Source organism: Paraburkholderia sp. DHOC27, assembly GCF_003429005.1.
Taxonomy (GTDB): Bacteria; Pseudomonadota; Gammaproteobacteria; order Burkholderiales; family Burkholderiaceae; genus Paraburkholderia.
This window is the reverse complement of record NZ_QVQV01000006.1, coordinates 310,416-335,824: the sequence shown is the minus strand read 5'-3', so window position 1 is coordinate 335,824 and position 25,409 is coordinate 310,416. Positions and strand designations below refer to the sequence as shown.

Below are 25,409 nucleotides of genomic sequence, written 5' to 3'. Positions count from 1 at the left end.
AAATATGACGAAAAAAATTCTAGTAGTTGGCGCCGGATTTTCTGGAGCAGTCATAGCGCGCCAACTTGCCGAGCAGAACTACCAGGTTGATGTGTTTGAGTCGCGCGATCACGTTGCCGGTAATTGCCACACCGAGCGAGACGAAGAAACCGGTGTGAACGTACACGTACATGGCCCGCACATTTTCCATACGGACAACGAACGCGTCTGGAAATATGTGCAGGACTACGACACCTTCATGCCCTACATTTGCCGAGTGAAAGCAACCACAGGCGGGCATGTTTACGGTCTCCCCATCAACCTGCATACGATCAACCAATTTTTTTCGAAGACGTTCAGCCCCCGGGAAGCGCAGGAATTTATCGCCGAGAAAGCCGATAAATCAATTGACGTGCCTGTAAGTTTTGAAGATCAAGCGCTCAAGTTTTTGGGCACTGAACTTTATCATGCGTTTTTCCGGGGTTATCCGATCAAACAATGGGGACTTCCGCCGAGCGAGTTGCCCGCGTCAGTGTTAAAACGACTGCCCGTCCGATTTAACTATGACGACAATTATTTCAATCATAAATTTCAGGGAATTCCGGAGCACGGGTACACGCATATCGTGGCCGGCATTCTAAATCATAAAAATATTAATCTCCTTATAGGGAGAAAATTTAATCGGATTGATGCCGCGGGTTATGAGCATGTATTTTTCAGCGGACCGCTCGACAGTTGGTTTGATCATTCTTTCGGCAGATTGGCTTATCGAACTTTGAAGTTTGAAGCAATTCGCGCTGAAGGTGATTTTCAGGGGTGCGCTGTTATGAGTTACCCTGAAGAACAGGTTCCATACACGCGTATTACGGAGTACAAACACTTCGCGCCATGGGAATCGCACGAAAAAACTATTGCATTTAAAGAATATAGTAGCCTCTGTCAGCCCGACGAGACCCCGTATTATCCGATCAGGTTGGTGGAAGAACAAAAGATACTAAAAAAATACGTGGAAGCGGCTTCTGCGGAAAAGAACGTAACGTTCGTCGGCAGGCTTGGAACTTATCGTTATCTCGATATGGATGTCACGATTGGCGAGGCACTGGCTACTGCCGACGCCTTCCTCGAATCACGCGCCGATGGGAGGGACATGCCACCATTCATCGTATCGCCTCTGTAAGAGGAGGAATGCCCTGACTTGTGGGGCATGTTTCATTGCTTACAGTACTGCGCGCCAATCCTCAATATGGGCGATAGATACAAGGGGCCGCCTTCGGGCGGCCTCTTGCGTGACACCGAAACGAGCAGTCGCAGGCGAAGCGGTCTTGAATGTTTGCACAACGGAGCTGGTCATGCTGCGCCCAATCGAGCAGAAGTAAAACCATAAAAATTGCTTAGTAGAGCGCGCGGTTCTCAGTACCGGAGAGAGTCAAGCAGTAGAGTATTGGGGACAACAGTCCGTGAGAGATCGTATAGAATGCGGTCTCCATATGGTTTCAGCAACACAAGAGGGCCACCATGTACAGGTATCAAGCACCTGAGCCCACTGATCGCTCGGTCGTCGTGATCGTCCCCTTTTACAACGGGTCAAATTGGGTTGAACGCGCAATACAGAGCGTTCTCGGTCAAACCACTCCGCCCGACGAGTTCATTATCGTCAATGATGGGTCAAAACCCGAGGAGCGCGCCGCTCTTGCAAAGCTGGCCGAGCGATACGCGTTCCGTATCCTCGACAAGGAGAATGGCGGCCAAGGTTCTGCCCGAAACGCTGGCGTCAAAGCGTCGAAATCCACCTTCATCTGTTTTCTGGATCAGGACGACTATTATTTTCCGGATCACGTCCGCGATCTGCTTGATGGACTGCCTGACAAGGATGATGCGCGTCTTGGATTCGTCTACGGCGACCTGTGTCACGCCGACGAGGCTGGCAAAATCTATCACTCGAACATGCTCGATCAGTTCGGTACCCACCCAAAACGCGGACATATTTTAGGGCTGCTGAGGCACGATCTTTTCATCCTTCCTTCTGCGTCTCTGATTTACCGAAAAGCATTTGAAGCTGTCGATGGATTTGACGAACAGTTTATGGGTTATGAAGATGATGACCTATTTCTACGAATGTTCCACGCTGGATACACCAATTACTTTGTCAAAAAGGCTGTAACCGCGTGGTGCCAGCACAGCGGCTCGACTTCCTGGTCAATCAAGATGTCGCGCAGCCGGTTCCGTTACTTCAAGAAGCTGGCGAGTACGTTCCCGAATGATGACTTTACGGGGATCCATTATTTCAGCGATGGAATTGTGCCGCGATTCAGGAAAGATTTCGTCGAGGAAGCGGCGCACGCGGTCAAACAAGGCTCCAAGGACCGCGAGGAGCTCCTGGCAATGCTAAACGAGTTCTGCCGGATGACCACTGACGATCCCTTCACTAATCCAACCTTCAAGCGAAAACTCAGGCTGATGACGTTCGCATTGAATTCGCTCCCCCTTTGGGTGCTCGTGACCATTAGAAAAGGAACACGGATACCATTCCTCCGGAAGTTCCTCGTCTGAGCGATATCAACGCGCCCATGCTCGGTGCGTCGGCGAAGGCGCGACCCAAGTCCCCAGCAGCTTGCAAACGCCAATTGCAAAATACTCAGCGTCTCCGCCCCGGTAAGCGTCAGGACGCACGCGCCGGGCAAGCGCGTACCGAGGAATGCTGACCAGGCGCAGGTTTTGAAAATCTGTCGAAGCAGGCGTCTATGGTCTAATATCGCGAAATTTCCTCTGTGCCCCGTGTAATCCGAGAAAATGTCTTCGCGCCCATCCAAACGCCGATATCACGCACTCGACGGCCTTCGCGGCATCTTCGCGATCCTTGTCATGGCGTTGCATTTTTTTGGCTCGTCGTTTGGATGGAAGTCTTTCCCGTTTGGCGATGGCTATCTCGCCGTCGATTTCTTCTTCCTTCTCTCCGGCTTCGTTCTCTGCCACGTGTATGAACGCGGACTGCAAAACGGTCAAATCCCCCTAGCCCAGTTCGTGAGTCATCGGCTCGTGCGAATGTATCCTCTCCACCTCCTTACGATGCTCGCCGCCGGGTGCATCGACTATCTTTACTGGGGAAAGTTGCCGTACATTGACGGCGCTATGTGGACGGGGTTATTGAACGTCCTTTTGCTCCAGACCACCGGTTTGGCGGAAGCCTGGAGCTGGAACGCGGCAAGCTGGTCGATCTCCGGGGAATTCTGGATAGGTATGCTGGTTCTACCCATCGCATTTCAGCGAGCACGAACTGAATTGCTTGTATTGGCGGCTTACGCTGGATATTTTTATCTTTATCACAACATCCATACCTTACATGAGCCACCCTATCGGGTCCTATCAATCGGAATTAGCATAGGCATTCTTCGAGCCGCAAGCGGGATCTTGCTGGGCGTTGCCGTCTATCGAATAACGCGTGCGCTCAGATCGACGATAGCAGATCCAAACCGATTCAGGATAACGGCAGGCTTCTTGGAGCTGGCAATTCTCACCGGGCTTATTTTCGTTACTCATTCGGACTGGCGAGGCAATGTTGAGTTTGCGGCGCTGTTCTCAATGCCTTTCTTGATTTATAGTGTCTCGATGTCTCAAAGCTGGATGGTGAAGCTACTTTCGACGTGGCCCATGCGTTGGCTTGGAGAGATCAGCTATTCGGTTTATCTAATTCATTTCCCAATGATTACGCTTGGCGTCTATCTTGGCATGATGAAAATCACAAACCCGTTTGTACGTTTCGCTATTTTCGCACCGATAGTGCTTGCGCTCGCAACTCTTATTTTCAATATCTTTGAGCGTCCTATTTATAGGCGCTTTCGCGACGCGTTAATACCCGCGCGAGATAAATCCAGGTTAGAGTCGCAAACCTCGACATCTGCACCTCCACTTCGCTGAGCCCTCAAGGTGCCTAACCAAGCAGTCGACGCATGGTGATCGAAATTTTGCGCAGTGGAGAGGTCGCCCGCCAACTATTTGAGTTATGGATCGCATTGATTGTCGAATCCATCCTTGCGATTAGCGCTTTACGCTCCTCAATTTCGATATTTTTCGACGCGAGCAGATCATTTAGCGCCTGTATTTTGTGGTTTAGATGGTCGCATACGACTGAAGTTTGATTCTCAGATTCCTCCGCTTTTACTCGCCGAAACAATTCGGTGCGGATTGCAGCATAATCTCGCGGTGGATTATCGCGTGCCGACGGGTTGTTACGAAGATGTACGTAAAACTCGCATCCATCAGTGTCGCGAATATCGATAACTTCAAACCCGACGAGACCAAAATAGGCTGCGTCACGTAACAAAAGCTCAAATGACGCTGGTGTAAATACAGAACAGTGGGCGTCTCGATACTGTTCTAGTGCCCATCGCGACTTCGACGTCCATTCTTTAAGAATTCCGTCAAGTCCAGCCGTCGATGTAAACATTTTATTTATTGGGCTGTTGCGCGGAAAAGCTATTTTCTCTCCGTCATTATCATGAAAATGAGCGTACGCCCATCTGTCGTCGAAAATCTGCCCGATCGACGGGGATTCTCGATTTTCGACAAACGCGTCGACCCACTCCGATAGTCTCGTAACCGGGCGAAAAATGTCGAAGCACCCTCTGTGATCAGGGATTGCCATCGACAGAACGCCGTCTTTTTTCAAAACACGTTCGCAACCCTGCAGAAATCGGATCGGGTTGGCCAGGTGCTCGAAGTTATGGGACGAGACCACGTAGTCAAACATACCTGCTTCGCCGCGTGCCGCGACCAGCAGATCAATATGAGTTGACGATCCGACGAGATCAACGTCCTCTATGGCATCGACTCTTGGCGCAAAGTCTGGAACCTCACTGGCCCTTTGACGCAATGTGTCTCGGTCAAACACATCAAGTATCAGGCAATTGTAGCCTTCACTTTTCGGCGCCAGAGGGTTCACCCACGGCCCGATCTCAATCCCGCGCCCCGCTTTCGTGACATGCTTCAGAACAAAATCGCGTCTGTCCATTGCGCAACTCCATAGACACCGATCGTCGAAATACTATCGAAGCTTCGTTGGTCAAACGATATCACGCAATTTCGATATCTCACCAACTGTCAAAGCGCACGGCTCGTCCGCGATATATGGCGGCTTGCCCGACAAGGCTGAATGTGGGAGGTACGGCGCGTTCAACCGCGAGCCGATATAGAGGTTCAGGACCGCGTCCGAACGCGCAAGGCCATCTATGATCGGCGCAGCCCCGCGTGTCAGAGATCGGAGTATCGAGCGTTCCAGCGTCATAGCGATGTTCCGCCGCGTAAGTCGGAACACCTAACATCGCGACAAGGCTACTTGAGAGTCTTCGCTATGCTCAAAGCTCCCTGATCCTGCCGTGCTCGAACGTCAGAACCCGGTTGCACATTTTTTCGACCAATTTTGGTGAGTGAGAGGCCAACACAAGAATCGCCGAATTCTGTACGACCTGATCCAGACGATCGGCGGCCTTTTCATTGAACGCCGCATCACCGACCGATAGCCATTCATCCATCAGAACAATATCCGCGTGAATCGACGTCGAAACCGCGAACGCGAGACGTAACAACATACCGCTCGAGTAGGTCCGAGTTGGCATGTTCAGGAAATCCTCGCCCAGTTCGCTGAATTCGGCGATGGCATCGAGCTTCTTCTCGATCTCGCTCGGCTTCATGCCCATCATGATGCCGCGCAAAAAGATGTTCTCGTATCCCGTAGCTTCCTGATCCATTCCAAGCGACAGATCGATCAGAGACACTATCCGGCCATTCACGTTCAGCGCGCCAGATACCGGGGCATACACCCCGGCAAGCACCCGGAGCATAGTCGTCTTACCGGCTCCATTGTGCCCAACCAGGCCAATTCGATCGCCAGGCTTAAATTCAAACGTAACATCATCAAGCGCCCGAACGGTCACTCTTTTAGCTGCGTCCGCCGCTACCCGGCCACCCGTTGTCGCGCGCATCAAAGACTTGCGCAGCGAACGATGGGACGCGTTGTAGATCGGAAACTCCACAACGATATTTTGCGCGCGTATGTAGGAATCACTCATTCACTGACTCACAACCAGTAAGCAATTCGATCGCGGAACCGGCCCTGCAGGGCGATCCCGATAACCAGGAACACGAATGTCGTAGCCAACGACCAAATCCATGAGTGCAGCGGGAAGTAGCCACTGATGATTGGCGCTCGCACGATTTCAATGAGGTGGGCGAACGGGTTGTACTCTGCGACCCATCCGTGCTTCGACCCAAGTGCATTAGGGCGCCAAATGATCGGGGTGATATAAAACAATACGACCGTGGCGTTCTGGATGATCATAGGCATGTCCCTGAATCGTGTGCAGAACACGCTAACGATCATCGAAATACCGAGCATTGCCAGACTGCCAAGGAATAACCCCGGAATGGCCAGCAACACATGCCAAGTCGGCATCGGACCCAAAATCCCAATCACAACGACGAGGATGACGCAGTTGTGGGCCAGGATAATCAGGTTACGCATCAGGATGCGTAACAGGTATACGCCCATCGGGAAGCGTATCTGCTTGATGGTCGACTCGAATTGCGTGAAACCGGTGCAAGCCTCGTTGATTTGAGTTGAGTAAAAGGTCCACACAATGCTGCCAACCGCAAAAAACGGTAGATACGACTGAACATCGTTCTTGAACAGGACGGACCAGAGCAGGCCCATTGTCCCGATCATGACGCCGGTGGAGATGGTCACCCAGAACGGACCTAGCACCGAACGGCGATATCGTTGCCTGATGTCATACCAGGCTAGCAGCGCCCACAAGTGGGGATTGGCGAGCGCAGCCGACAGATCGCGCAAGCCGCCAAAACGTTTACTGGAGATTGTGTTCATACCTGCTTGCAATTAATTGGCCCGCTATTGTAGCCGAATGTCAAACGCCTCCCGCTTCACTGCCCTGAGATCATGCTTATCATCGCGTGAGCAACGCCCCGACGACGCTTGTCAGGAAATCCCGCGGGTGAGGCACCGCTCTGCAATCGCCGCCCACGCACCGGACACCATCGCCCGTAACCTGCGCCACCGCGGCGGGACGAACATCGTTTGTAGCACCAGCAGTCGCAGGAGTCGTCGGGTCCAGAAGCGTCGCCAAGGCGGCGCAGCATGGCCCGAAAACATGAGCCTCAGCGAATTACGGAAGTAATAGTAATCGCGCAACGGTGAATGCACGGCCAGTTGCCGCCATCCGAACATCCAGAAGCCGACCACTTCGTCACCAATCGCATGATCCAGACGCGCCCGCGGAACGCAATACACGCCGAGTCCTGCCGCACCCGCCCGTAGGCACCATTCGACATCGACCTGGTCGACAAAATACGCTTCATTCATCGGACCAACGGTTTGAAACGCATGGATCGGAATCAACGTGCCCGCAGCGATCAAATATTCGCATCGCACCGGCGCAGTGCCTGAAGGCAAATGAAACTGCACCTGCCCTTCAAGAATCTGCGGAACGGGCGCTACGATCTGGGTTTGCCGTTCGACGATCAGTGGTCCGACCGCTGCAACAGATTCACCCGAAGCGCACAGCTCACCACTGGCAGCGGCAAGCGCGCTCACCATGCCGCTCGTGGGAACGCTGTCATGGTCAAGCAAAAGTACATCCGTAGCGCCCGCCGCCCTCGCCCTTTCGACACCGCGATTCTGTGCGGCGGCAATGCCAATGTTATCGGGCAACAAACACAGCGTGGCATATCCCGCGCAAAGCCGCGAGAGTTGAGCGGTGCACTCCTTCCGGGAGCCATTATCGACTACTACGATCTGCTCGACCTGGTCATGCGTCTGACCGAGCAGCGTCTTGAAGGTGGCAATATCCGGATTGAACGTAACGACGACAGCAAAAATACGGCGGCCATTGCAGGCATCGGCATTTTGCGGTCGATCAATACTCGAAGTCGCCTCAGTCATGCCGTACCCAGGTGGTGATCAACGAGTTCAAGAATCCTGGCCGCTCGATTGGCGTAAGTATGGTCGCGAAGCGCCCGTTGCTGCGCTGCCCCAGCCAATCGCGCAGCCGCGGGTGGATCATCCCGTAACATGTCGATCTGGCGGCGCAATTCCGCCGGCGTGTCAAACAGCAATATCTCGCCTTCGTCCGGGTCGAAGTAATCGCAAATCTCGAGTCCTTCCACGAACATGCACTGCACCGTGCCAGCCATAGCAGCCTCGAACGTACGAGGACCAGGCGTCGAGGCATCGAGATTGAATCGGGCATTGGCCAGGTTGTATCGACGCCCGATGTTTAATGTCATCAACGAACTCGCGTAGTGATCCGGTAGCACTGCATTGTCGATGCGCTCGTTGCGCGCAAACGAGATGTCCGCAGGCCATTCTGCGCCAACAATCTCAACCTGTACGTCTGCCAGGTGAGCCGCGCAGTCGCGCAGCAGGGTGACCCGATTGGCGAATCCCACGCCACAGAAGAAAACCTCTCGGTCCTTTCGCGCGCCTAACGGGCGGAAATGCTCTGCCCTGCTGGCCGCAAGTGGCACGTGGTAGACGTGCGGATGTTGGTAGTGCGACACGGCCCAGCGATCATTTGAAAAGATCATGTCCGCATCATCGAATATCTTATAGTTGAAGTCGAACTCGTAGGGATCGTCGTGTAGCCAGAAAGTCAGGTACGCATGGTTTTGAATGCAAAAGTTCTTCAGCCCGTGGTAGACGCTTACGGAGGGCATACACGACCCAAATACGACCACCAGTTGCGGAGCGAATTCTTGCGCCACATACTCCGCTGCTTCAAGCGAACACACACGAACCGACGCACCACCTAGCACGGTCGCGAAACCCTCTCCAACGTAGCGACGTAATTGCGCGTTTTGATTAATCGAGTCGGGCGATGCACCGCACACCAAAACCCGTTCTATCGCTTCCATAGAATCCTTTTCCCGTGCTTGACGAGCAACGATGCCGTCTTTTTGAAACCATGGTGTGTGTAGAACGCATGCACGTTACGCAACTTCGAACGCTTGATGGCGCTCCGAACGCGCGCGGGGACGATCGCACGCGTAAGCGTCACGAGCGATGACCGCGCACCTGTGCCTCCGAAGATCGCGGCGCGCGACAACCCGCTGTTCTGAACCCAGGAGGGCGCTTGCAATACGATTCCGAATTCAGCGATACCTCCACCATGCACGGTCGCCCCGGTGGTCGCCTCGTGCGGCAAGTCTCTGAAACGCTTGCGATACTCACCCAGCAGGGCTGTGACATGCGGCGTCAATGTTTCGTAAAGTTTGCCGGAAATGTTGGATCGCAACTTCGCCAGTTGGCTTCGGTCTTCCGCAAGCAGCCGAACCGCGCTGATCAAGTCACCCGCTTGACCAACCCGTATTTTGATCCCGTTGCGGCCGTGCTCGACACGCTCCCCAAGTGCGCCAATATCGGAGACGATCGGTACGATCCCGTTTTGCCAGGCCTCCGACAACGTCAGGCAATACGTCTCAGGCCAGATGGAGGTATGCAGCGAAACATCGCACTGAAGCAGGCTATCTGGCAACTGGTCGGCAACATAGGGACCATGTACGATCAGATTCGGAAACTGCTTTTTGTTGTTCAGGTACGCAAAGGCCGGATCAAGTCTGCCGAATACGTGGAACTCGACCGGCGCGTGCGCGAGCGCGGCAACCGTTGGCGCGAACAGGTCTCCGCCCTTTCCCGCCGTGACGTTACCCAGCATCGCGACCTTGAGCGACCAGCGGCCACGTTCGTTGTTCCCCCCCGAATGCGTCGCTACGCGTTGCACTGGCTCGCCGTCAAGAATCGGTACAGGAAGAAGTCTCACGCCTTCATGCTCGCGTACTGCGGGATACGTGGTACTCACCAGATCGCGGACACCCGGCGTACTAAAAATCAGCAGGTCCGTCGCTGCAAGTACCCCGTTCCAGAATTGACGCCTCGCGGCCTGCGATCCCGGAGCAAACTCGTGCTTCTTCGACAGGCATACGTCGCATTGTGAAAGAGACACATTTGGCGCGCCGCAAAAGGCCCCATTGAAAGAAATCAGTTGGTACTCGTTACACACCGCCCAATAGTCGTGGAACGTGATTGCGGTCGGCACACCAAGTTGCCGAGCCATATAGACAAGAGAAGGGGGATGGCCAATGAAGTGATGGAAATGAACAAAATCCACCCTGTTCTCGACGAGGAGCGCATGAAATGCCTGCTCCCGTTCAGGCGACGACAACATCCCAACATCGAATGCATCTCGAAACGTGTAGCGCTTCAGCAGCGTGTAATCCTGCGACAGCAGCAACGACTCGAACTGTTCACCTGGTCCACCGCGCAAATAGAACAGCACATTCAACTCATCGCCAATCTCCGCGCGCAGCCGGTCGAGGTAAATTTCCACGCCACCGAAATCCCCTCTGCTGATGTAGTTGTGGCTGACGAATAAAACCGTCTTGCGATTCGTGCCCGGTAACTCGTTGTCAGTACGGACCTTGGCCAATGCATGCGCAGGCAACTTCGTGAGCTCGGTGAGCATTGTTGCGACGCGTTGATCATAGGTGTGATCTCGTAATGCCCGTTCACGTGCCGCCGTTGCGACGCGGTTACGGTATTGGCGATCAGTGATCACTTCGGATGCTTTCCGGACGAAATCGTGGCCGTCCGAAAACAGCACGATCTCGCGCTCTGGCTCAAACGACCCGGCAGCCTCCGCGAGCCCTTCCTGTACCAGTTGAACGCCACCAGCCAGCGCCGCTTCGAATAGCCGAGGAGGCGGGGTCTCGGCGAACTGTCTGCCACCGGATGCGGAAAAGACCCGAGGCAGCAAGATGGTCACCGCAGAGCAGTTCACAAACCTGCCGAAATCAGGCGGTGACGTACGCCATGAAACGAGGCTTTCGGGTAAGTCCACGTTGCGCGGCGGCAAATGTTCATTGACCGGGAGAGCGAGCTTGAATTTCCATTCGCTCGGCATCTCGCCGATGACGGAACGCACGAAAGCCGTCCGATTGGGCCAGGCGGTGCCAGCAAAAAACAAGTCATAACGTAGTGGCTTTTCGGCGGGCAGCACCGGTATGTTGTGAAACTCAAGAGCGCCCGCGAGCGGCAGGTGCCGCCCCTTCGCACCGTACTCCATCACACTCGACGAATCGTTCGTGAAAATCAGATCGAAGATCAGCGCATTGCGCTTGTTGACCGAAACTTCGTAAGGATCCTCCGTGACCCACAACAACGAGCGGCCACAGGCCTGCGCAAGGCGTTTGCAGAGCGTTTGATCAAGCTCTTCGCCGTCGAAGGCAACGAACAGATTGCAACTGTTCGCATAGGCGCGGCTGATTGCATCGAGTGGCCCAGCCTCCACGACACACTCAATGTGACTGGACCGCTTCAGTGCTTCGCGCAGTGCGATGCAGATGTAGTGATTCGGGTTCCGGAATTTTGTGTCGAGTAACAGGACCCGATATTTGCCGTTCGTCATGCGTCTCCTAACCCGCTATGCGTGCAAACCACACGTTCCCAACAATTTGACCGGCACCGCCCGGTTCGATTACTCTCAAGCAAATTTACTCCGTTCGGGTTTCGCCACTTGTCCCATCGATCTGCCGCTGTCATCGTCACCTACGAGCCCGAATATAAAACCTTGTCGCGCCTGATCAGCCTTGTCGCGCCGCAAGTCCGAAAGATCTTGATAGTCGACAACGCTTCGACCAATTCTGCGGACTGGCAACCACGACTGCCGGCCGAGAAGTGCGAAATCATCAGGCTGGCATCCAACGAGGGAATCGCCAGCGCGCTAAATCGTGGTTTTGAACACGCCCAGAAACAAGGCGATCTCGAGTTCTGTGCGCTGTTCGACCAGGACAGTGCGCCATCGTCCGACATGATCGACCGGCTCGAGACCTACCAGGATTCACTGGCTTCGAGAGGCCCCGTGGCCCAGATCGGACCATATTTCTTCGAACATAACCGCAACTACTATCTGCCGTTCATCGAATCGCAGTTCGGCTTTCCGCGCCGCAAGCGCGACCCCGGCAGCGGAACCTGGACGACCGCTGACTACCTTATCTCGTCTGGCGCTCTGGTTTCGATGGCTGCGCTCAAAGCAGTTGGACCGATGGACGAAGGACTGTTCATCGACTACGTAGACATCGAATGGGGCCTTAGAGCGCGGGCTGCTGGCTATCAAAGCTACGGTGCTTTCGATGTCCGGATGGAACACCGAATCGGCGAAGCAGCCCTCGAAATAGCCGGAGTGAAGCTCGCGGTCCACAAACCCCTTCGCCGCTACTACTACTATCGCAACGCGATCCTGCTTTGTCGGCGCCGTTACATTCCCGTTGCATGGAAAGTGAACGAGGTCATCCGACTGGGTATCAAGTTTTTCATCTTCAGCGCGCTGTCGAAGCAGCGTGCAGCAGACTTCGCCATGATGAGCAAAGGGATTCAGGATGGTTTGCGAGGCAAGACGGGCAAGTTTCACCCGGCGGAGCCACGCTGAGCGCACAAAAGCGAAGGTCGTTCGGCCAGCGACATCTGAATTCAACCTTGGAGCTTGTGTCGGCCTCCTGAATACTCAGGCTTCTCCGATACAAAGTCGCAGTGCCTCATCCCACTGAGGCATTTTCAGGCCGAATGCACTACCCAACTTTTCGCCCGACATCACGGAGTTAGCAGGTCGCTTCGCAGGGACTGGATACTCACTCGCTGGAATCGCTTCGACGGTAGGCTTCTTTTCGAGCGTCGCGAGATCGAAGATCGCTTCAGCAAAGCCCGCCCAAGACGTGGAGCCACCTGCACTGAGGTGATAGATGCCCGATTTTTCCGACCACCAGTCATTTCCAGCAAATAGGCCCTGCGCTGCGATATGGCTCACCATCGTGGCGATAGTCTTGCTCCAGGTAGGCGCACCGATCTGATCGCCTACGATCCGCAGAGCCGGCTTTTCCGCTGCGAGACGCAACATGGTCAACAGAAAATTCTTGCCGCGGCGGCCGTAAACCCAACTGGTTCGAAACACCATCGCGTTTCCGCCCGCCGCTTCAATAGCCTGTTCGCCCGCCAGTTTGCTCGCGCCGTAGACATTTTGCGGATCAGTCTCGTCCATTTCCACGTACGGTCCACTCTTCGTACCGTCGAACACGTAATCGGTCGAAAAATGAAAGAGAGTTGCGCCAAGCCGCCTGGCTTCTTCAGCGATCACCCCTGGTGCGTGCCCATTGATTTTCGTCGCCGCCTCGGCGTCTTTCTCTGCTTGATCAACCGCCGTATAAGCAGCCGGATTCACAATCAGCGCAGGCTGCAACTCACGGATCACACTGCGGATCTGGTCGAAATTGGCCAGGTCGAATTGCTGACGATCGAGCGCCACGACCCGGCCGAGTCCCTGCAGGCTGCGAGCCAATTCGAAGCCAACCTGCCCGTTCACTCCAGTGACAAGAATGGTCCTGTTCGCCGTTGCGTTCATGCAAACACCTCTGCTTCCGCCAGCGATTTACCCGCCGCATCCTTCGCAGCCAACATCGGTTCAAAATCGATCGGCCACTCGATCCCAACCTGCGGATCATTCCAAACAATGCTCCGCTCGTGCTCCGGGAACCAGAAATCGGTTGTTTTATAAAGAAACTGTGCAGTCTCAGATAGCACGACAAAGCCATGCGCAAAACCAGGCGGAATCCACAATTGTCGGTAGTTCGATTCCGTTAGGCTCACGCCGACCCATTTGCCGAAATTCGGAGAGCTCTTTCGGATATCGACAGCGACATCGAACACTTCGCCCTCGACAACGCGCACCAATTTGCCCTGCGCATGTTCGACCTGATAATGCAGCCCCCGCAACACGCCCTTCGCCGAGCGTGAGTGATTGTCCTGTACGAACTCCACACCTGCCTGAACGTGCTCGGCAAACTCACGGCCGTTGAAGCTTTCATAGAAGAAGCCACGCGCATCGCCGAACACCTTCGGCTCGATTATCTTGACTTCCGGCAGTACGGTAGCGGTCACTTGGATGGCCATGCGACTTGATCCGTCAGGAGATTTTGCAAGTATTGCCCGTAGGCGTTCTTGGCAAGCGGCTTCGCCAGCGCTGACAAACGTTCGGCATCGATCCAACGTTGCCGAAACGCAATCTCCTCCGGACAAGCCACCACCAGTCCCTGGCGCTTTTGCAGCGTCGCAATGAACGTCGCCGCTTCGATCAGCGAGTCATGCGTACCCGTATCGAGCCACGCATACCCACGTCCCATGATCTCGACATTGAGCGCACTATCGGCCAGATACCGCGAATTCACATCGGTAATCTCAAGCTCGCCACGCGGCGAAGGCTTGATATCCGCCGCGATATCGCACACCTGCTTGTCGTAGAAGTACAGGCCCGTCACTGCGTAGTTGGAACGCGGTTTGGCCGGCTTCTCTTCAATGGAAAGCGCGCGGAACTGCTTGTCGAATTCCACCACGCCGTACCGTTCGGGGTCCTGCACGTGGTAAGCAAACACGGTCGCGCCCTGCTCCTGCTGATCCGCGCGCTCGAGCTGCTTGGCCAGATCGTGACCGTAAAAAATGTTGTCACCGAGGATCAGCGCCGACGGATCGTTGCCCACGAAGTCGCGGCCAATGATGAACGCCTGGGCGAGACCGTCCGGCGACGGCTGCACGGCGTACTGGATATTCATGCCCCACTGGCTGCCGTCGCCGAGCATCGTCTCGAAGCGCGGCGTGTCCTGCGGCGTGGAGATGATCAGCACATCACGAATGCCGGCCACCATCAACGTGGACAGCGGGTAGTAGATCATGGGCTTGTCGTACACCGGCAGCAGCTGCTTGGAGACGACATGAGTAATCGGATAGAGCCGCGTGCCCGATCCGCCCGCGAGAATAATGCCTTTGCGCGCCATGACGTTGCCTTTACGCGCGCTGCGCGTAGTTGGTCTCAACCCACTTGCGGTATTCGCCGGAAGCGACTTCGTCCACCCATTCCTGGTTGTCGAGATACCACCGCACGGTCTTCGCCAGGCCCGTTTCGAAGGTTTCCGCCGGCTTCCAGCCCAGTTCGCGCTCCAGCTTGCGCGCGTCGATCGCATAGCGGCGATCGTGGCCCGGACGATCCTTCACGTAGGTGATCTGGTCGCGGTACGAACCCGTGGACTTCGGACGTTGCTCATCAAGCAAATCGCACAGCGTATGCACGACGTCGAGGTTCTTCTTCTCGTTCCAGCCGCCCACGTTGTAGGTCTCGCCGGGCACGCCACGTTCGAGCACTTCGCGGATGGCGCTGCAGTGGTCACCCACGTACAGCCAGTCACGCACGTTCTGGCCGTCGCCATACACGGGCAGCGGCTTGCCGCCCAGCGCGTTGGCGATCATCAACGGAATTAGTTTCTCGGGGAACTGATAAGGACCGTAGTTGTTCGAGCAATTCGTGGTCAACACCGGCAGGCCGTACGTATGGTGATACGCGCGCACCAGATGATCCGAACCTGCCTTGGTAGCCGAGTACGGGCTGTTCGGCGCATACGGCGTGGTTTCGGAGAACTGCGGATCCGTTGCAGACAGCGAGCCGAATACTTCATCCGTCGAAACGTGCAGGAAGCGGAACGCAGCCTTGTCAGTCTCGCTCAACGCGCTCCAGTACGAACGGGTGGCTTCCAGCAGCGTAAAGGTGCCCACTACGTTGGTCTGGACGAAATCTGCGGGACCATGAATGGAACGGTCGACGTGGCTTTCCGCAGCGAAGTGCAACACGGCGCGGGGCTTGTGCTCTGCGAACAGGGCGTCGAGCGCGGCGCGGTCGCAGATATCGGCACGTGCGAACACATGCTTCGGGTTGTCGTGCTGCGACTTGAGCGTACCCAGGTTGCCTGCGTAGGTCAGCTTGTCCAGGTTGAGGACGGGTTCGTCCGAGCCGTTCAGCCAGTCAAGCACAAAATTAGCGCCGATAAAGCCGGCGCCGCCCGTTACCAGGATCATGGAATTACCCTATAGATGTTCGTGGCCGCTGCAGCCGCTTTCCGCCCGGCCGCCCGTATCTTGGTTGTTTTGCGGCGCAATATTTCGCCTGCCGCCGCGCCTCATGTATAAACCGGGCACGATCAACCGCTCTTTTATAAAGCCCCGATTATAAAGCGGGAATGGCCAAAAACTAGAGCCCTAACAACTTGAAACAGCTTGGCAAAGTTCGTTTCCGAACCATTGCAAATCAGGCAAAACTCGCCCAACGGCTGGCCGCACCGCCGTGAGTGACCCGGTAAGAATCACCATGTCAGACGCATTCTCCAGCGCAAGTTATGCCGCCAGCATCCACCCCAGCGTCTCCCGGAACCCAATCGCCTTCACCTCCGGCACCATCCGCTGCAGCTTCGCCGGCGACCCCGCGAGCACCTTGACATCCGTCTGCCGTACAAACGCCGGGTTGACGCGAATCGCCAACTCATGACCGGTAATCTCGCCGGCCATCGTCAGAATTTCCCGCAGCGTGTAGGGCTGGCCCGTACAGACGTTCACCGTCTCGCCTGCCGCCGCGCTGTCCAGCAACGCCTCGTAGGCCCGCACCACGTAGCGCACGTCCGAAAAGTCACGCGCCACGTCGATGTTGCCCAGCGAAATCTCCGGCGCCCGCCGCGCGAAATGATCGACGATCTTCGGCACCAGGAAGCTGGATGTCTGGCCACGGCCGGTGTAGTTGAATGGCCGCACGATCAGGATGGGCAGACGGTCGAACCACGTCCGCACCATCGACTCCATCGCGGCCTTGCTCGCCGCGTAATGATTGACGGGCGCCGCCGGGAAGCTCTCGTCGATGGCATCGCTGGTGACGTTGCCATACACGTTCGCACTGCTCGCAATCAGCACCTTGCGCGGCGTATGGCCCACATCGGCGCACGCCTGCAACAGATTCAGCGTACCCAGTACGTTGACGCGATAGAAATCCAGCGGATCGTCATGGCCCACGAAGCTGATCGCAGCCAGGTGAACGATATAGTCCGGCCGCACTTCGTCGATCACGCGCCGGCACTGCTCGGGCGACGTGATATCGAGCCTGCGCCGCGACGGCGTTTCGGTCGCATTCTGCCCTGCCACGGTCTCCGTGACGGCATGACCGCTGGCGAGCAGATTGCTGATCAACCATGCGCCGGTGAAGCCGCTCGCGCCGGTCACGAGTGTGCGTGTCAGGCGTTCAGCATGCAGCGCTGATTGCGTCGTTTCTCCGTTCACTCACATCCCCCTGCTCTATGTTCTGGAAAAGCTGCCAGCAAACATACTAACTGGAAAAAACGCGCGAAAAATCAACGGAAAATCGGCGCAATTAATCGGCTGCATGATGCCCGGCGTGGATGGCACAAACGTGTCGCAATGCCGTCGCACCAAACGGGCTATTATGTCACGCTAACTTATTGCTTCATGCGCCTGCGCGTACCTGATTCCGCCCCAGATGACCGTCCCCAGCCTCCCGAATTCCGTTCCGCTTGCCTTCGGTGACCTGCAAGGTTGCCGCAGCCAGTATCAGCAACTGCTCGCCAAGGCCGCCCCCGCGCCCGAGACACCGCTCTGGTTCGCGGGCGATCTGATCAACCGCGGCGGCGAATCGCTTGCCGCCCTGCGGGACATCATTGCGCTGGGCGACCGCGCCAGGCCGGTGCTGGGCAATCACGATCTGCATCTGCTGTCGGTCTCGGCGGGCATTCGCAAGTCCAAGAAGGGCGACACCATCGACGAGATTCTCGCCGCGCCGGATGCGGAAGATTTGCTGCACTGGGTCCGGCATCGTCCGCTCGCCCATTTCGAAAACGACATGCTGATGGTGCACGCCGGCGTTCTGCCGCAATGGGACGTCGCGACCACGCTTGAACTCGCCGAGGAGCTCTCGCAAGCCCTGCGCGCGCCGAACTGGAAAGAGACGCTGGCGGGTCTGTACGGCAATGAGCCGAATCGCTGGAAGCCGGGCTTGAAGGGAATCGACCGCTTGCGCCTCACCTGCACCGCACTCACGCGCATGCGCTTCTGCGATCTCGACGGCGCGATGGATTTCAGCACCAGCGGCGGTCTCAGCTCGGCGCCGCCGGGCTTTATGCCGTGGTTCGATGTGCCGTCGCGCAAAACGGCGGACACCACCGTCGTGTTCGGTCACTGGGCCGCACTGGGCCTGCTCATGCGCGACAACCTGATCGGCCTCGACTCGGGGTGCGTGTGGGGCGAGAAGCTCTCCGCCGTGCGGCTCGCGGCCAATCCCGCCGAGCGCAGGCTTACCCAGGTGAACTGCGACGGCTGCCGCGCGATGATGGACTAGGCCGAACGGCCGCGCTGGTCGATGCTGTCGAGCAGCGTGTTGTCGTTGGCCAATGTCTCGACCGGCAGCGCGGCTTTAGCTGCATCCGTCACGCGGGCGCCATTGCCTTGCAGTTCGCCCAAGGCCGCCTCCACCGAAGCCTGTGCTTGCGCGGCCAGCGTGCGCCGATCCGCGCCAGGGGCGAGCGCTTCGCCCACATACACATGTGCCGTCAGCGGACCGCCGCGCAGCAGCGCATCCAGCGAGTCGGCCAGCGAAAGCTCGTCGATGTACGCCGGCGCCGTGGATTGCCGGCCCTGCCCGTCTTCGTACATCAGGCAGATCGGTTGCACCGGGCACGCGGCGGAGACGGCCGCCTGGAACATGTTCGAGTGAAACGGCAGCAGCGTGAGTCCGCTGGACGTCGTGCCTTCGGGAAACACACACATCAATTCACCCGCGCTCAGGCGATCGGACAGTTCGTGCATGATGCGCTTCGCGTCGCTGCGCTTTTCGCGCTGGATGAACACGGTGCCGAGCTGTTGCGCGAGCCATCCCACCACGGGCCATTGCCGCACCTCGGCCTTCGAGACGAACGGCGTCGGCCGCCACGCGTTGATCACGTAGATGTCGATCCACGAAATGTGGTTCGCCACCACCAGCGCGCCGGCATCGAGACGCGCGCTGTCGTTGTGGACCACGAGGCGCATGCCGCACAGCCGCAGCATCTTCAGCGACCATGCGCGGTTCAGCGCTTCCCGCTGTGCCGGCGTGGCGCGCGAAAAGCGCGTGGCGACCGTCCACATGCCGTGCAGCAGATGAGCAAACAGCCGGGCTTTGCGAAAGACGAGCTTCATTGTTCGAGTGTTCCGTGTGTATCGTGGTCAGGCGCGATGGTCAGGCGAGTTGGTCAGGCGCGTTGGTCAGGGTAAGTTCGATTAAGACCTTGGAAACGTTGTAGCAAAGTTTTGTGGCATTCAGCAGCGACCCTCAGCCGCGTTCGAACACCACTTGCCCCGCCACGAGCGTCGCATGCACGCGCGCCGGCAATTCATAGCCGAGAAACGGCGTATTGTGCCCCTGACTCTTCAAGGCACGCGGCTCGACGTGCCAGTGCGTGTTCCTGTCGAAGATGCACAGGTCGGCCGCCGCGCCCAACGCCACGCGTCCGGCGTCCAGCTTCAGCACGTCAGCCGGCGCCGCCGTGATGCGATTGAGCGCCTTTGCCAGCGGTGTCGCGGTTTCCTGCGCCCATTTCACGGTCAGCGAGAGCAGCAGTTCGAGGCCCGTCGCACCCGGCGTCGCCTCGGCGAACGGCAGCAGCTTTTCGTCATCGTCGACGGGCGTGTGATCCGAACAGATCGCGTCGATGGTGCCATCCAGCAGTCCTGCGCGAATCGCTTCGCGATCACGCTGCGAGCGCAGTGGTGGATCAAGGCGAAACTGCGCATCGAAGTAGCCGATGTCCAGGTCGATCAGGTGGATATGGTTCACGGTGACATCGCACGTCACCGGCAAGCCCTCGGCCTTCGCTGCGCGCATCAGCTCGACGCCCGCCGCCGACGACAGATGCGACACATGCACGCGCGCACCCGTCACGCGGACCAGCTCAAAAATCGTATGCAGCGCGATGGTCTCGGCAGCCACCGGCACGCCCGACAAGCCGAGCCGCGAGGCCAACGGCCCGCTCGCCGCCACGCCACCTTTGCCGAGAAACGCATCCACGGGCCGCAGCCACACGGTATAGCCATAGGTGTTCGCATACTGCAGCGCGCGCAGCAGCACCTGCGTGTCCATCACCGGCACGTCCGCTTGCGAAAAGCCGACGCAACCCGCCTCGGTCAGCTCGACCATCTCCGTGATGACCTGCCCCTGCAAACCGACCGTCAACGCACCCAGCGGATGCACATGCGCCCGGTTCAGATTGCGGGCGCGGAACTTGAGCATTTCGACGAGGCCAGGCTCGTCCAGCACGGGATCCGTGTCCGGCAGACACACGAGCGTCGTCACGCCGCCCGCGAGCGCGGCGGCCATTTCGGATTCGAGCGTCGCCCGGTGTTCGTGGCCCGGCTCGCGCAGCCGCGCGGCCAGATCGACCAGGCCGGGCGCGATGCAAAGCCCGCTAGCGTCGATGGTCCGGTCCGCGTGGAAATCGGCGGGCGCGTGACCGAGCGCGACGATCCTGCCCTTCGCAATGAAGACGTCCTGCTGCTGTTCGGTGCCGGCCGCGGGGTCGATCAGCGTGCCGCCTTGAATGTGAATCTGCATGCGCTGCCCTGGTTGTGTTGCGTGTTGCGTGTTCTCTCGTGAGGCGGGTTGCCTTGCGTGACTTCCGGCCGATCAGTCATGGTTGCCCGCGACGATCCCCATCACTGCCATGCGCACCGCAATGCCGAACGTCACCTGATTCAGAATGACGGACTGCGGTCCGTCGGCCACCTGCGAATCGATTTCCACGCCCCGGTTCATCGGCCCCGGATGCATGACGATGGCGTCGGGCTGCGCCAGCGCGAGCCGTTCCGGCGTCAAGCCCCAGCTCTTGAAGTATTCCTGCGCCGACGGCAACAGCGCACCGCTCATGCGCTCGTTCTGCAAGCGCAGCATGATGATGACGTCGACGTCTTTCAGCCCTTCGTCGAGGTTGTGAAACACGCGCACGCCCATCTGTTCGAGACCGCCTGGCAACAAGGTACGCGGGCCAATTGCGCGCACCTCGGGCACGCCGAGCGTAGTCAGCGCATGGATATCCGAACGCGCCACCCGCGAATGCAGGATATCGCCCACAATCGCCACGCGCAGATTCGTAAAGTCCTTCTTGTAGTGACGAATCGTGTACATGTCGAGCAGACCCTGGGTGGGGTGTGCGTGACGCCCATCACCGGCATTGATCACATGCACGTGCGGCGCGCAGTGTTCGGCAATCAGGTACGGCGCGCCGCTCGAGGCGTGACGCACGACGAACATGTCCGCGTGCATCGCAGAGAGGTTGTTGATCGTGTCCAGCAGCGATTCGCCCTTGCTAGTCGAGGACGCGTTGATGTTCAGATTGATGACGTCCGCGGACAGACGCTTGGCGGCGATTTCGAAGGTGGTGCGGGTGCGCGTCGAGTTTTCGAAGAACAGGTTGAACACGGACTTGCCGCGCAACAGCGGCACTTTCTTGACCTCACGATCGGCCACGCTGACAAACTGCGTGGCCGTATCGAGGATGTGATCCACGATCCTGCGCGGCAGGCCGTCGATGCTCAGCAAATGTTTCAGCTCCCCGTTTTTCGTGAGCTGCGGATTGCCCTTCAGGAAACCGTAGCGGAAGCGTTCGGAGGTGCCGGCGCCGTCGCTGCTGGGGGAGCCTTGGGAAGCCGGGGTGGCAGTGGTCATGGTCTACCTGAGTCAAACGTGTACAAGGTTTGAACAAGCCTGCGTGGATCGCGCGCGAAGCGCCCGGTTGCGCTGCTGTCTCTCTCGCGGCCGTTTGCGGCCATCATCACATCGTGGCGGCACGACGCCTCTACAGCACGTTACCGGACTTGCCGCGTCGCTGCGCTCAATCCGTGCGTATTTCGGTGTGGAAGGTGAAGCGCTCGCCGGCTGGATCTGCGGCGTCCGCTTCGCGTGCCAGCACGAGGTTGGCATCCGCGGGCACCTCGATCACGCCGCCCACGAAGCGCGCCGCTACCGGCAGCTCGCGGCCACCGCGATCGGCGAGCACCGCGAGTTCCACCGCGACGGGCCGTCCATAGTCGTATAACTCGTTGAGCGCGGCGCGCACCGTGCGGCCGGTAAATAGCACGTCGTCGACCAGCACGATGCGACGCCTGCTGACGTCGAATGGCAGCGAGGTCGGGCTGGCCTGCGCGTGCAGGCCTTTCTTCGCGTAGTCGTCGCGATGCAGCGCCACATTGACGACGCCGAACGCACGCGCATTCAGATCACGCGCCAGACGCCCGGCGAGCCACACGCCGCCGCTATAGATGCCGACCAGTACCGGGCCGTTGGCGTCATCCGCGAACGCTTCGCCATAAGCCGCACGAAGCTGTTCGAGCACGGCGCGATACAGCGCTTCGGCGTCAATGGAACTCATGATCGTCGGGAAGCCCGTCTAGATACTGCTGGAGGATGATGCAGGCGGCCTCGGCATCGAGCATGTCGGCGCGCCCATTGCCGGCGCGGATTTCGGCCTTGGCCTCGACCGACGAATAGCGTTCGTCGATCCACGTAACCGGCAAGTTGAAGCGCCCGTTGAGTTGATTGCCGAAGCGTTTGGCGAGTTGGGTCATTTCGTGCGGGGCACCATCTGGATGCAGCGGCAATCCGACCACCAGCACGGCGGGCTTCCACTCGGCAATCAGCTTGCCGAGCGTCTCGAAGCGGTACTCCCGATTGCGGTTTTGCACCACCACGAGCGGCCGTGCGCTTTTGGTGAGCGAATTGCCCACCGCCACGCCAATCCGTTTTTCGCCATAGTCGAACGCCAGCAAGGTTGCTGCCCGTCCGGCTGGACTGCTCATGCGTGACCTGCTTCGCCCGAAAGCATGGACAGGGAAATGCCGAGGAGAGCCAGAGCGGCTTCGAGGCGTTCTTCGGCCGGCACGTCGAACACGATCTTCGGATCGGCTTCGACAGTGAGCCAGCCGTTCTTCGAAATCTCTTCCTCGAGCTGGCCCGCGCCCCAACCTGCGTGGCCGAGCGTGAGCAGAAACCGTTCCGGGCCCGTGCCGCTGGCGACGGCTTCGAGCACATCTTTCGACGTGGTCATCTCGAGACCGCCCGGCACCGACATGGACGACGTGTAAGGGCTGCCGTCTTTCGGATAGTGCAGCACGAAGCCGCGCTCGGTTTGCACCGGGCCGCCGAAGTAAACGGGGACATGCAGCAGGGGTTCGATTTCGAGCTTGAGGTCGATGCGACTGAAGAGCGCTTCCAGATCGATGTCGGTGGGCCGGTTGATCACGAGGCCGAGCGCACCGCGCTCACTGTGATCGCAAAGGTAGACCACCGTTCCTGAAAACGTGGGATCGGCCATGCTGGGCATAGCGATCAGGAACTGGTTGGTCAGATTGATGCGATCGGTACTCTTGGACATAGTTCGGATTTTAGCAAAGACGATGCGGAATGGCGGGCTTTGAGCGAGGGCAGATCAGGTTTGCCGCGATCGCAGAAGCAGCGGAGCACAGTGCCACTCTATCACGTGCTTACATGAGGCCAACGAGGCGTACGCGGGCCTACGCGACGCCCTGTTCGATGGCCCGCGTCAAGGTCGTCAAGGCGAGGCTGCCGTCCGGCGGCGCGACGCCCGCTGCAATGGTGTGCAGCATGGCGCGCAACGCCTCGGCGCCCTGCTCCAGCGAGCGCGCATTGGGCGGCTCGACAATCACATGCGCACGCACGGCGGGCGTCGATACGCCTGCATGCGCCCGGCGTCGCCATGCGAGGCCCAGCGCGTCTGCGAGCAACCCAACGTGCCCGAGGCCGAGCGCGCAGGCCGCCGCGCCGAGCCGGAAGGCGGCGTCGCTCGCCTGCAAGGCTTCGCCTGGGTCCGCCTTCTCTGGATGCCCCGCCGCGCGCGCGTGTTCCGCCAGCGCGGCAATCGAGGCATCGGCCGTCTGCAGAAAATCTTCATACGCGTGGGCGTTCACGGTGAGTACGCCCAGTTCGCGTGTGCGGACCGCCAGCGAGTCAGCCGCGCCGCGCTGCGTCTGGGATGCCTGGGCGCTAGCCGCGCCGGCCTCCCAGAGCACCTCGGAATCCTGTGTGCCGGCGACGTGCCAGTCGACCGTCAGGCCGTAATCGTGCAGCACTTCCACGTGATCAGCGTCCTCCGCTGCGGCGCCGAAAAGCGCGTAATCGCGCCACAACAGCGCCAACGTGCTGCGCACCAGCGAGCGCGACGCCAGCGGCATGCCCCGCGCGTGATCCGCGAAAGCCAGATTGCAGCGGGCGTGAAAGCGCCGTGCATCGGCATCCCCGGCTAAGTGACCGCTCACGCGCAGCGCGCGGGCGCAGGCCGAAGCGAGGCGCCAGAAATCATAGGGATCAGGACCGGCGAGTTCGGCAAGGCATGCGTCCAGTTCATCGAGTGCGGCGCGCATCGCGGCGCTCGCCGCCGCGCTGGCCGCGCCGTCGCTGGAGTGGGCTCGCAGCACCGGCAGCAACGCGCGTTCGTAGCGGGCGCGCAGATGAGCGAGGCGCTCGGCCGGCTGCGGACTGAACGTGACCGGTGGCACGGGCCGCGCCAGCAGCGCGAGATCTTCGAAGGTGACGGTGAAGCCCGGCGTGCGCTTTGCAATCAACGCGCTCAGGGCGTGGTAATGGGCGAACAGCGTGGGAGAGCAGGACAGCTCGCGTAGATTGTGACGGCCGATGGCCGCCCGGAAATCGTGCAGCGCTGGCGCAAACAGCGCGCGGGCGTTGGGTTCGTCAGCGGGGTCCGCCACCGTGAGTGGCGACGCCAATACGAGCATGTCGGCAAAACGCTGCGCGCTGGGCCAGCCTGCTTCGCGCAGCGCCCGCACCGCCTGCAACAGAGGTGACGCCAGGTCACCGCGTTGCTCGAACGCCAGTTGTGCTTCGGCGAGCGCCAGTTCGGCCGGACGCACGGCGCCGCCGCGGGGGTTGGGCAAGGCGTCGAGAGACTCAGCGGGCAATAACGGGGCGGTTTGTGAGGTCATGAGCGAGCGGCGTGAGTGATGGCACAGGCTGCTGACAGGCCGCCGGGCGGCCAGGCGACCGATACGCGGCCGTTCACGCCATGCAGCACGTGACCCCGCGAGGGTACGATGACGAACTACCGTGAAGGCCACGCGGGCCCAGGACCCGGCAATTCAGCGTGATGCGCGCGAAGCGATGCGCCTCGATGCCAAAGCTCCGGCGTGGCGCCAACCTGCGCGCTCAAGCCAGACTCAGCCGCCAGCGCGCATGCTGCGAGACGGTCAGATCTGGACCATCTCGAAGTCTTCCTTGCGCGCGCCGCACTCGGGACAAGTCCAGTTAATGGGAACATCCTCCCAACGCGTGCCCGGCGCGATTCCTTCATCTGGCAGACCGGCTTCTTCATCGTAGATCCAGCCGCAGATCAGGCACATCCAGCTTCTGTATTCCATTCGTGTGTCGCGTCAAAAAGGGCGTTGAAACGAGAGCCATGATGGTACCGTGTTGCCGCCCTAATGCCTAGCAATCGAA

24 protein-coding genes are annotated in these 25,409 nt (G+C 58.6%); 5 read left to right on the top strand and 19 right to left on the bottom strand.

Going from position 1 to position 25,409, the window contains the following annotated elements; all coding sequences use genetic code 11:
* Positions 1–4 precede the first annotated feature (4 nt).
* From glf to D0B32_RS20220, 3 genes are all read left to right on the top strand, one after another.
* A complete protein-coding gene (gene glf / locus D0B32_RS20230) occupies positions 5–1,156 on the top strand; it encodes a UDP-galactopyranose mutase (RefSeq protein WP_117336056.1) in 1,152 nt (383 codons plus the stop codon).
* A gap of 338 nt (positions 1,157–1,494) precedes the next feature.
* Complete coding sequence (locus D0B32_RS20225; RefSeq protein WP_117336055.1) at positions 1,495–2,529, top strand: glycosyltransferase family 2 protein; 1,035 nt, start codon at positions 1,495–1,497, stop codon at positions 2,527–2,529.
* A gap of 240 nt (positions 2,530–2,769) precedes the next feature.
* On the top strand, positions 2,770–3,894 hold the full coding sequence (locus D0B32_RS20220) for an acyltransferase (RefSeq protein ID WP_117336054.1): 1,125 nt from the start codon (positions 2,770–2,772) through the stop codon (positions 3,892–3,894).
* 13 nt (positions 3,895–3,907) lie between these two features.
* On the opposite strand, the gene D0B32_RS20215 is transcribed toward D0B32_RS20220, so the two are convergent.
* From D0B32_RS20215 to D0B32_RS20190, 6 genes are all read right to left on the bottom strand, one after another.
* The gene (locus tag D0B32_RS20215) at positions 3,908–4,987 is read right to left on the bottom strand and encodes a bifunctional 2-polyprenyl-6-hydroxyphenol methylase/3-demethylubiquinol 3-O-methyltransferase UbiG (RefSeq protein WP_117336053.1); all 1,080 of its coding nucleotides are present in this window, start codon (positions 4,985–4,987) and stop codon (positions 3,908–3,910) included.
* Positions 4,988–5,330: 343 nt separating this feature from the next.
* Positions 5,331–6,044 (bottom strand): ABC transporter ATP-binding protein, encoded by a 714-nt coding sequence (locus tag D0B32_RS20210; protein ID WP_117336052.1) that lies wholly within the window; start codon positions 6,042–6,044, stop codon positions 5,331–5,333.
* A gap of 8 nt (positions 6,045–6,052) precedes the next feature.
* On the bottom strand, positions 6,053–6,856 hold the full coding sequence (locus D0B32_RS20205) for an ABC transporter permease (protein WP_259295066.1): 804 nt from the start codon (positions 6,854–6,856) through the stop codon (positions 6,053–6,055).
* Between the two features lie 111 nt (positions 6,857–6,967).
* Positions 6,968–7,930: a glycosyltransferase family 2 protein gene (locus D0B32_RS20200; RefSeq protein WP_117336051.1), complete on the bottom strand. Its 963-nt coding sequence runs from the start codon at positions 7,928–7,930 to the stop codon at positions 6,968–6,970.
* Positions 7,927–8,901: a glycosyltransferase gene (locus tag D0B32_RS20195; protein WP_117336050.1), complete on the bottom strand. Its 975-nt coding sequence runs from the start codon at positions 8,899–8,901 to the stop codon at positions 7,927–7,929. The genes D0B32_RS20200 and D0B32_RS20195 overlap by 4 nt, the downstream gene beginning before the upstream one ends.
* Positions 8,889–11,450, bottom strand: a complete 2,562-nt coding sequence (locus D0B32_RS20190) for a glycosyltransferase (protein WP_117336049.1) — start codon at positions 11,448–11,450, stop codon at positions 8,889–8,891. The genes D0B32_RS20195 and D0B32_RS20190 overlap by 13 nt, the downstream gene beginning before the upstream one ends.
* Before the next feature lie 108 nt (positions 11,451–11,558).
* Between D0B32_RS20190 and D0B32_RS20185 the strand changes: the two genes are divergently transcribed.
* A complete protein-coding gene (locus D0B32_RS20185) occupies positions 11,559–12,470 on the top strand; it encodes a glycosyltransferase family 2 protein (protein ID WP_117336048.1) in 912 nt (303 codons plus the stop codon).
* A 75-nt stretch (positions 12,471–12,545) separates the two neighbouring features.
* Here D0B32_RS20185 and rfbD read toward each other — a convergent pair whose 3' ends face one another.
* The 5 genes from rfbD to D0B32_RS20160 all read right to left on the bottom strand — a co-directional run bounded on the left by rfbD (position 12,546) and on the right by D0B32_RS20160 (position 17,179).
* A complete protein-coding gene (gene rfbD / locus D0B32_RS20180) occupies positions 12,546–13,436 on the bottom strand; it encodes a dTDP-4-dehydrorhamnose reductase (protein ID WP_117336047.1) in 891 nt (296 codons plus the stop codon).
* Positions 13,433–13,984 carry a dTDP-4-dehydrorhamnose 3,5-epimerase gene (gene rfbC / locus D0B32_RS20175; protein ID WP_117336046.1) on the bottom strand — a complete coding sequence of 184 codons (552 nt, stop codon included), beginning with the start codon at positions 13,982–13,984 and terminating at the stop codon, positions 13,433–13,435. The genes rfbD and rfbC overlap by 4 nt, the downstream gene beginning before the upstream one ends.
* Positions 13,969–14,862, bottom strand: coding sequence for a glucose-1-phosphate thymidylyltransferase RfbA (gene rfbA, locus D0B32_RS20170; protein WP_117336045.1), 894 nt, complete (start codon positions 14,860–14,862; stop codon positions 13,969–13,971). The genes rfbC and rfbA overlap by 16 nt, the downstream gene beginning before the upstream one ends.
* Positions 14,863–14,872: 10 nt before the next feature.
* The gene (gene rfbB, locus D0B32_RS20165; protein WP_117336044.1) at positions 14,873–15,934 is read right to left on the bottom strand and encodes a dTDP-glucose 4,6-dehydratase; all 1,062 of its coding nucleotides are present in this window, start codon (positions 15,932–15,934) and stop codon (positions 14,873–14,875) included.
* A gap of 315 nt (positions 15,935–16,249) precedes the next feature.
* Positions 16,250–17,179 carry a GDP-mannose 4,6-dehydratase gene (locus tag D0B32_RS20160; RefSeq protein WP_117336043.1) on the bottom strand — a complete coding sequence of 310 codons (930 nt, stop codon included), beginning with the start codon at positions 17,177–17,179 and terminating at the stop codon, positions 16,250–16,252.
* 217 nt (positions 17,180–17,396) lie between these two features.
* On the opposite strand from D0B32_RS20160, the gene D0B32_RS20155 reads away from it, so the two are divergent.
* Positions 17,397–18,251 carry a symmetrical bis(5'-nucleosyl)-tetraphosphatase gene (locus D0B32_RS20155; RefSeq protein ID WP_117336042.1) on the top strand — a complete coding sequence of 285 codons (855 nt, stop codon included), beginning with the start codon at positions 17,397–17,399 and terminating at the stop codon, positions 18,249–18,251.
* Here the strand turns inward: D0B32_RS20155 and D0B32_RS20150 are convergent.
* From D0B32_RS20150 to D0B32_RS20115, 8 genes are all read right to left on the bottom strand, one after another.
* Complete coding sequence (locus D0B32_RS20150; RefSeq protein WP_117336041.1) at positions 18,248–19,087, bottom strand: 1-acyl-sn-glycerol-3-phosphate acyltransferase; 840 nt, start codon at positions 19,085–19,087, stop codon at positions 18,248–18,250. The genes D0B32_RS20155 and D0B32_RS20150 overlap by 4 nt on opposite strands.
* 133 nt (positions 19,088–19,220) lie before the next feature.
* Positions 19,221–20,498 (bottom strand): dihydroorotase, encoded by a 1,278-nt coding sequence (locus tag D0B32_RS20145; RefSeq protein ID WP_117336040.1) that lies wholly within the window; start codon positions 20,496–20,498, stop codon positions 19,221–19,223.
* Positions 20,499–20,570: 72 nt separating this feature from the next.
* A complete protein-coding gene (locus D0B32_RS20140; RefSeq protein ID WP_117336039.1) occupies positions 20,571–21,608 on the bottom strand; it encodes an aspartate carbamoyltransferase catalytic subunit in 1,038 nt (345 codons plus the stop codon).
* A gap of 166 nt (positions 21,609–21,774) precedes the next feature.
* Positions 21,775–22,311 carry a bifunctional pyr operon transcriptional regulator/uracil phosphoribosyltransferase PyrR gene (gene pyrR, locus D0B32_RS20135; protein ID WP_117336038.1) on the bottom strand — a complete coding sequence of 179 codons (537 nt, stop codon included), beginning with the start codon at positions 22,309–22,311 and terminating at the stop codon, positions 21,775–21,777.
* Positions 22,298–22,738: a Holliday junction resolvase RuvX gene (ruvX, locus tag D0B32_RS20130; protein ID WP_117336037.1), complete on the bottom strand. Its 441-nt coding sequence runs from the start codon at positions 22,736–22,738 to the stop codon at positions 22,298–22,300. Before ruvX ends, pyrR begins: the two co-directional genes overlap by 14 nt.
* A complete protein-coding gene (locus tag D0B32_RS20125; RefSeq protein ID WP_074302183.1) occupies positions 22,735–23,313 on the bottom strand; it encodes a YqgE/AlgH family protein in 579 nt (192 codons plus the stop codon). The genes ruvX and D0B32_RS20125 overlap by 4 nt, the downstream gene beginning before the upstream one ends.
* Positions 23,314–23,452: 139 nt before the next feature.
* A complete protein-coding gene (locus D0B32_RS20120; RefSeq protein WP_117336036.1) occupies positions 23,453–24,898 on the bottom strand; it encodes a hypothetical protein in 1,446 nt (481 codons plus the stop codon).
* Positions 24,899–25,159: 261 nt separating this feature from the next.
* On the bottom strand, positions 25,160–25,330 hold the full coding sequence (locus tag D0B32_RS20115; RefSeq protein WP_008342674.1) for a rubredoxin: 171 nt from the start codon (positions 25,328–25,330) through the stop codon (positions 25,160–25,162).
* Positions 25,331–25,409: the final 79 nt, after the last annotated feature.

What these genes read in the sequence shown, in the direction of transcription:
- D0B32_RS20210 (WP_117336052.1), bottom strand. Translation starts at nt 6,044, where the DNA reads ATGAGTGATTCCTACATACGCGCGCAAAATATCGTTGTGGAGTTTCCG.
- D0B32_RS20215 (WP_117336053.1), bottom strand. Translation starts at nt 4,987, where the DNA reads ATGGACAGACGCGATTTTGTTCTGAAGCATGTCACGAAAGCGGGGCGC.
- D0B32_RS20190 (WP_117336049.1), bottom strand. Translation starts at nt 11,450, where the DNA reads ATGACGAACGGCAAATATCGGGTCCTGTTACTCGACACAAAATTCCGG.
- D0B32_RS20155 (WP_117336042.1), top strand. Translation starts at nt 17,397, where the DNA reads ATGACCGTCCCCAGCCTCCCGAATTCCGTTCCGCTTGCCTTCGGTGAC.
- D0B32_RS20220 (WP_117336054.1), top strand. Translation starts at nt 2,770, where the DNA reads ATGTCTTCGCGCCCATCCAAACGCCGATATCACGCACTCGACGGCCTT.
- D0B32_RS20125 (WP_074302183.1), bottom strand. Translation starts at nt 23,313, where the DNA reads ATGTCCAAGAGTACCGATCGCATCAATCTGACCAACCAGTTCCTGATC.
- D0B32_RS20195 (WP_117336050.1), bottom strand. Translation starts at nt 8,901, where the DNA reads ATGGAAGCGATAGAACGGGTTTTGGTGTGCGGTGCATCGCCCGACTCG.
- D0B32_RS20115 (WP_008342674.1), bottom strand. Translation starts at nt 25,330, where the DNA reads ATGGAATACAGAAGCTGGATGTGCCTGATCTGCGGCTGGATCTACGAT.
- D0B32_RS20200 (WP_117336051.1), bottom strand. Translation starts at nt 7,930, where the DNA reads ATGACTGAGGCGACTTCGAGTATTGATCGACCGCAAAATGCCGATGCC.
- D0B32_RS20145 (WP_117336040.1), bottom strand. Translation starts at nt 20,498, where the DNA reads ATGCAGATTCACATTCAAGGCGGCACGCTGATCGACCCCGCGGCCGGC.
- D0B32_RS20150 (WP_117336041.1), bottom strand. Translation starts at nt 19,087, where the DNA reads ATGAAGCTCGTCTTTCGCAAAGCCCGGCTGTTTGCTCATCTGCTGCAC.
- D0B32_RS20120 (WP_117336036.1), bottom strand. Translation starts at nt 24,898, where the DNA reads ATGACCTCACAAACCGCCCCGTTATTGCCCGCTGAGTCTCTCGACGCC.
- D0B32_RS20225 (WP_117336055.1), top strand. Translation starts at nt 1,495, where the DNA reads ATGTACAGGTATCAAGCACCTGAGCCCACTGATCGCTCGGTCGTCGTG.
- rfbB (WP_117336044.1), bottom strand. Translation starts at nt 15,934, where the DNA reads ATGATCCTGGTAACGGGCGGCGCCGGCTTTATCGGCGCTAATTTTGTG.
- rfbA (WP_117336045.1), bottom strand. Translation starts at nt 14,862, where the DNA reads ATGGCGCGCAAAGGCATTATTCTCGCGGGCGGATCGGGCACGCGGCTC.
- ruvX (WP_117336037.1), bottom strand. Translation starts at nt 22,738, where the DNA reads ATGAGCAGTCCAGCCGGACGGGCAGCAACCTTGCTGGCGTTCGACTAT.
- rfbD (WP_117336047.1), bottom strand. Translation starts at nt 13,436, where the DNA reads ATGAACGCAACGGCGAACAGGACCATTCTTGTCACTGGAGTGAACGGG.
- glf (WP_117336056.1), top strand. Translation starts at nt 5, where the DNA reads ATGACGAAAAAAATTCTAGTAGTTGGCGCCGGATTTTCTGGAGCAGTC.
- pyrR (WP_117336038.1), bottom strand. Translation starts at nt 22,311, where the DNA reads ATGAGTTCCATTGACGCCGAAGCGCTGTATCGCGCCGTGCTCGAACAG.
- rfbC (WP_117336046.1), bottom strand. Translation starts at nt 13,984, where the DNA reads ATGGCCATCCAAGTGACCGCTACCGTACTGCCGGAAGTCAAGATAATC.
- D0B32_RS20205 (WP_259295066.1), bottom strand. Translation starts at nt 6,856, where the DNA reads ATGAACACAATCTCCAGTAAACGTTTTGGCGGCTTGCGCGATCTGTCG.
- D0B32_RS20140 (WP_117336039.1), bottom strand. Translation starts at nt 21,608, where the DNA reads ATGACCACTGCCACCCCGGCTTCCCAAGGCTCCCCCAGCAGCGACGGC.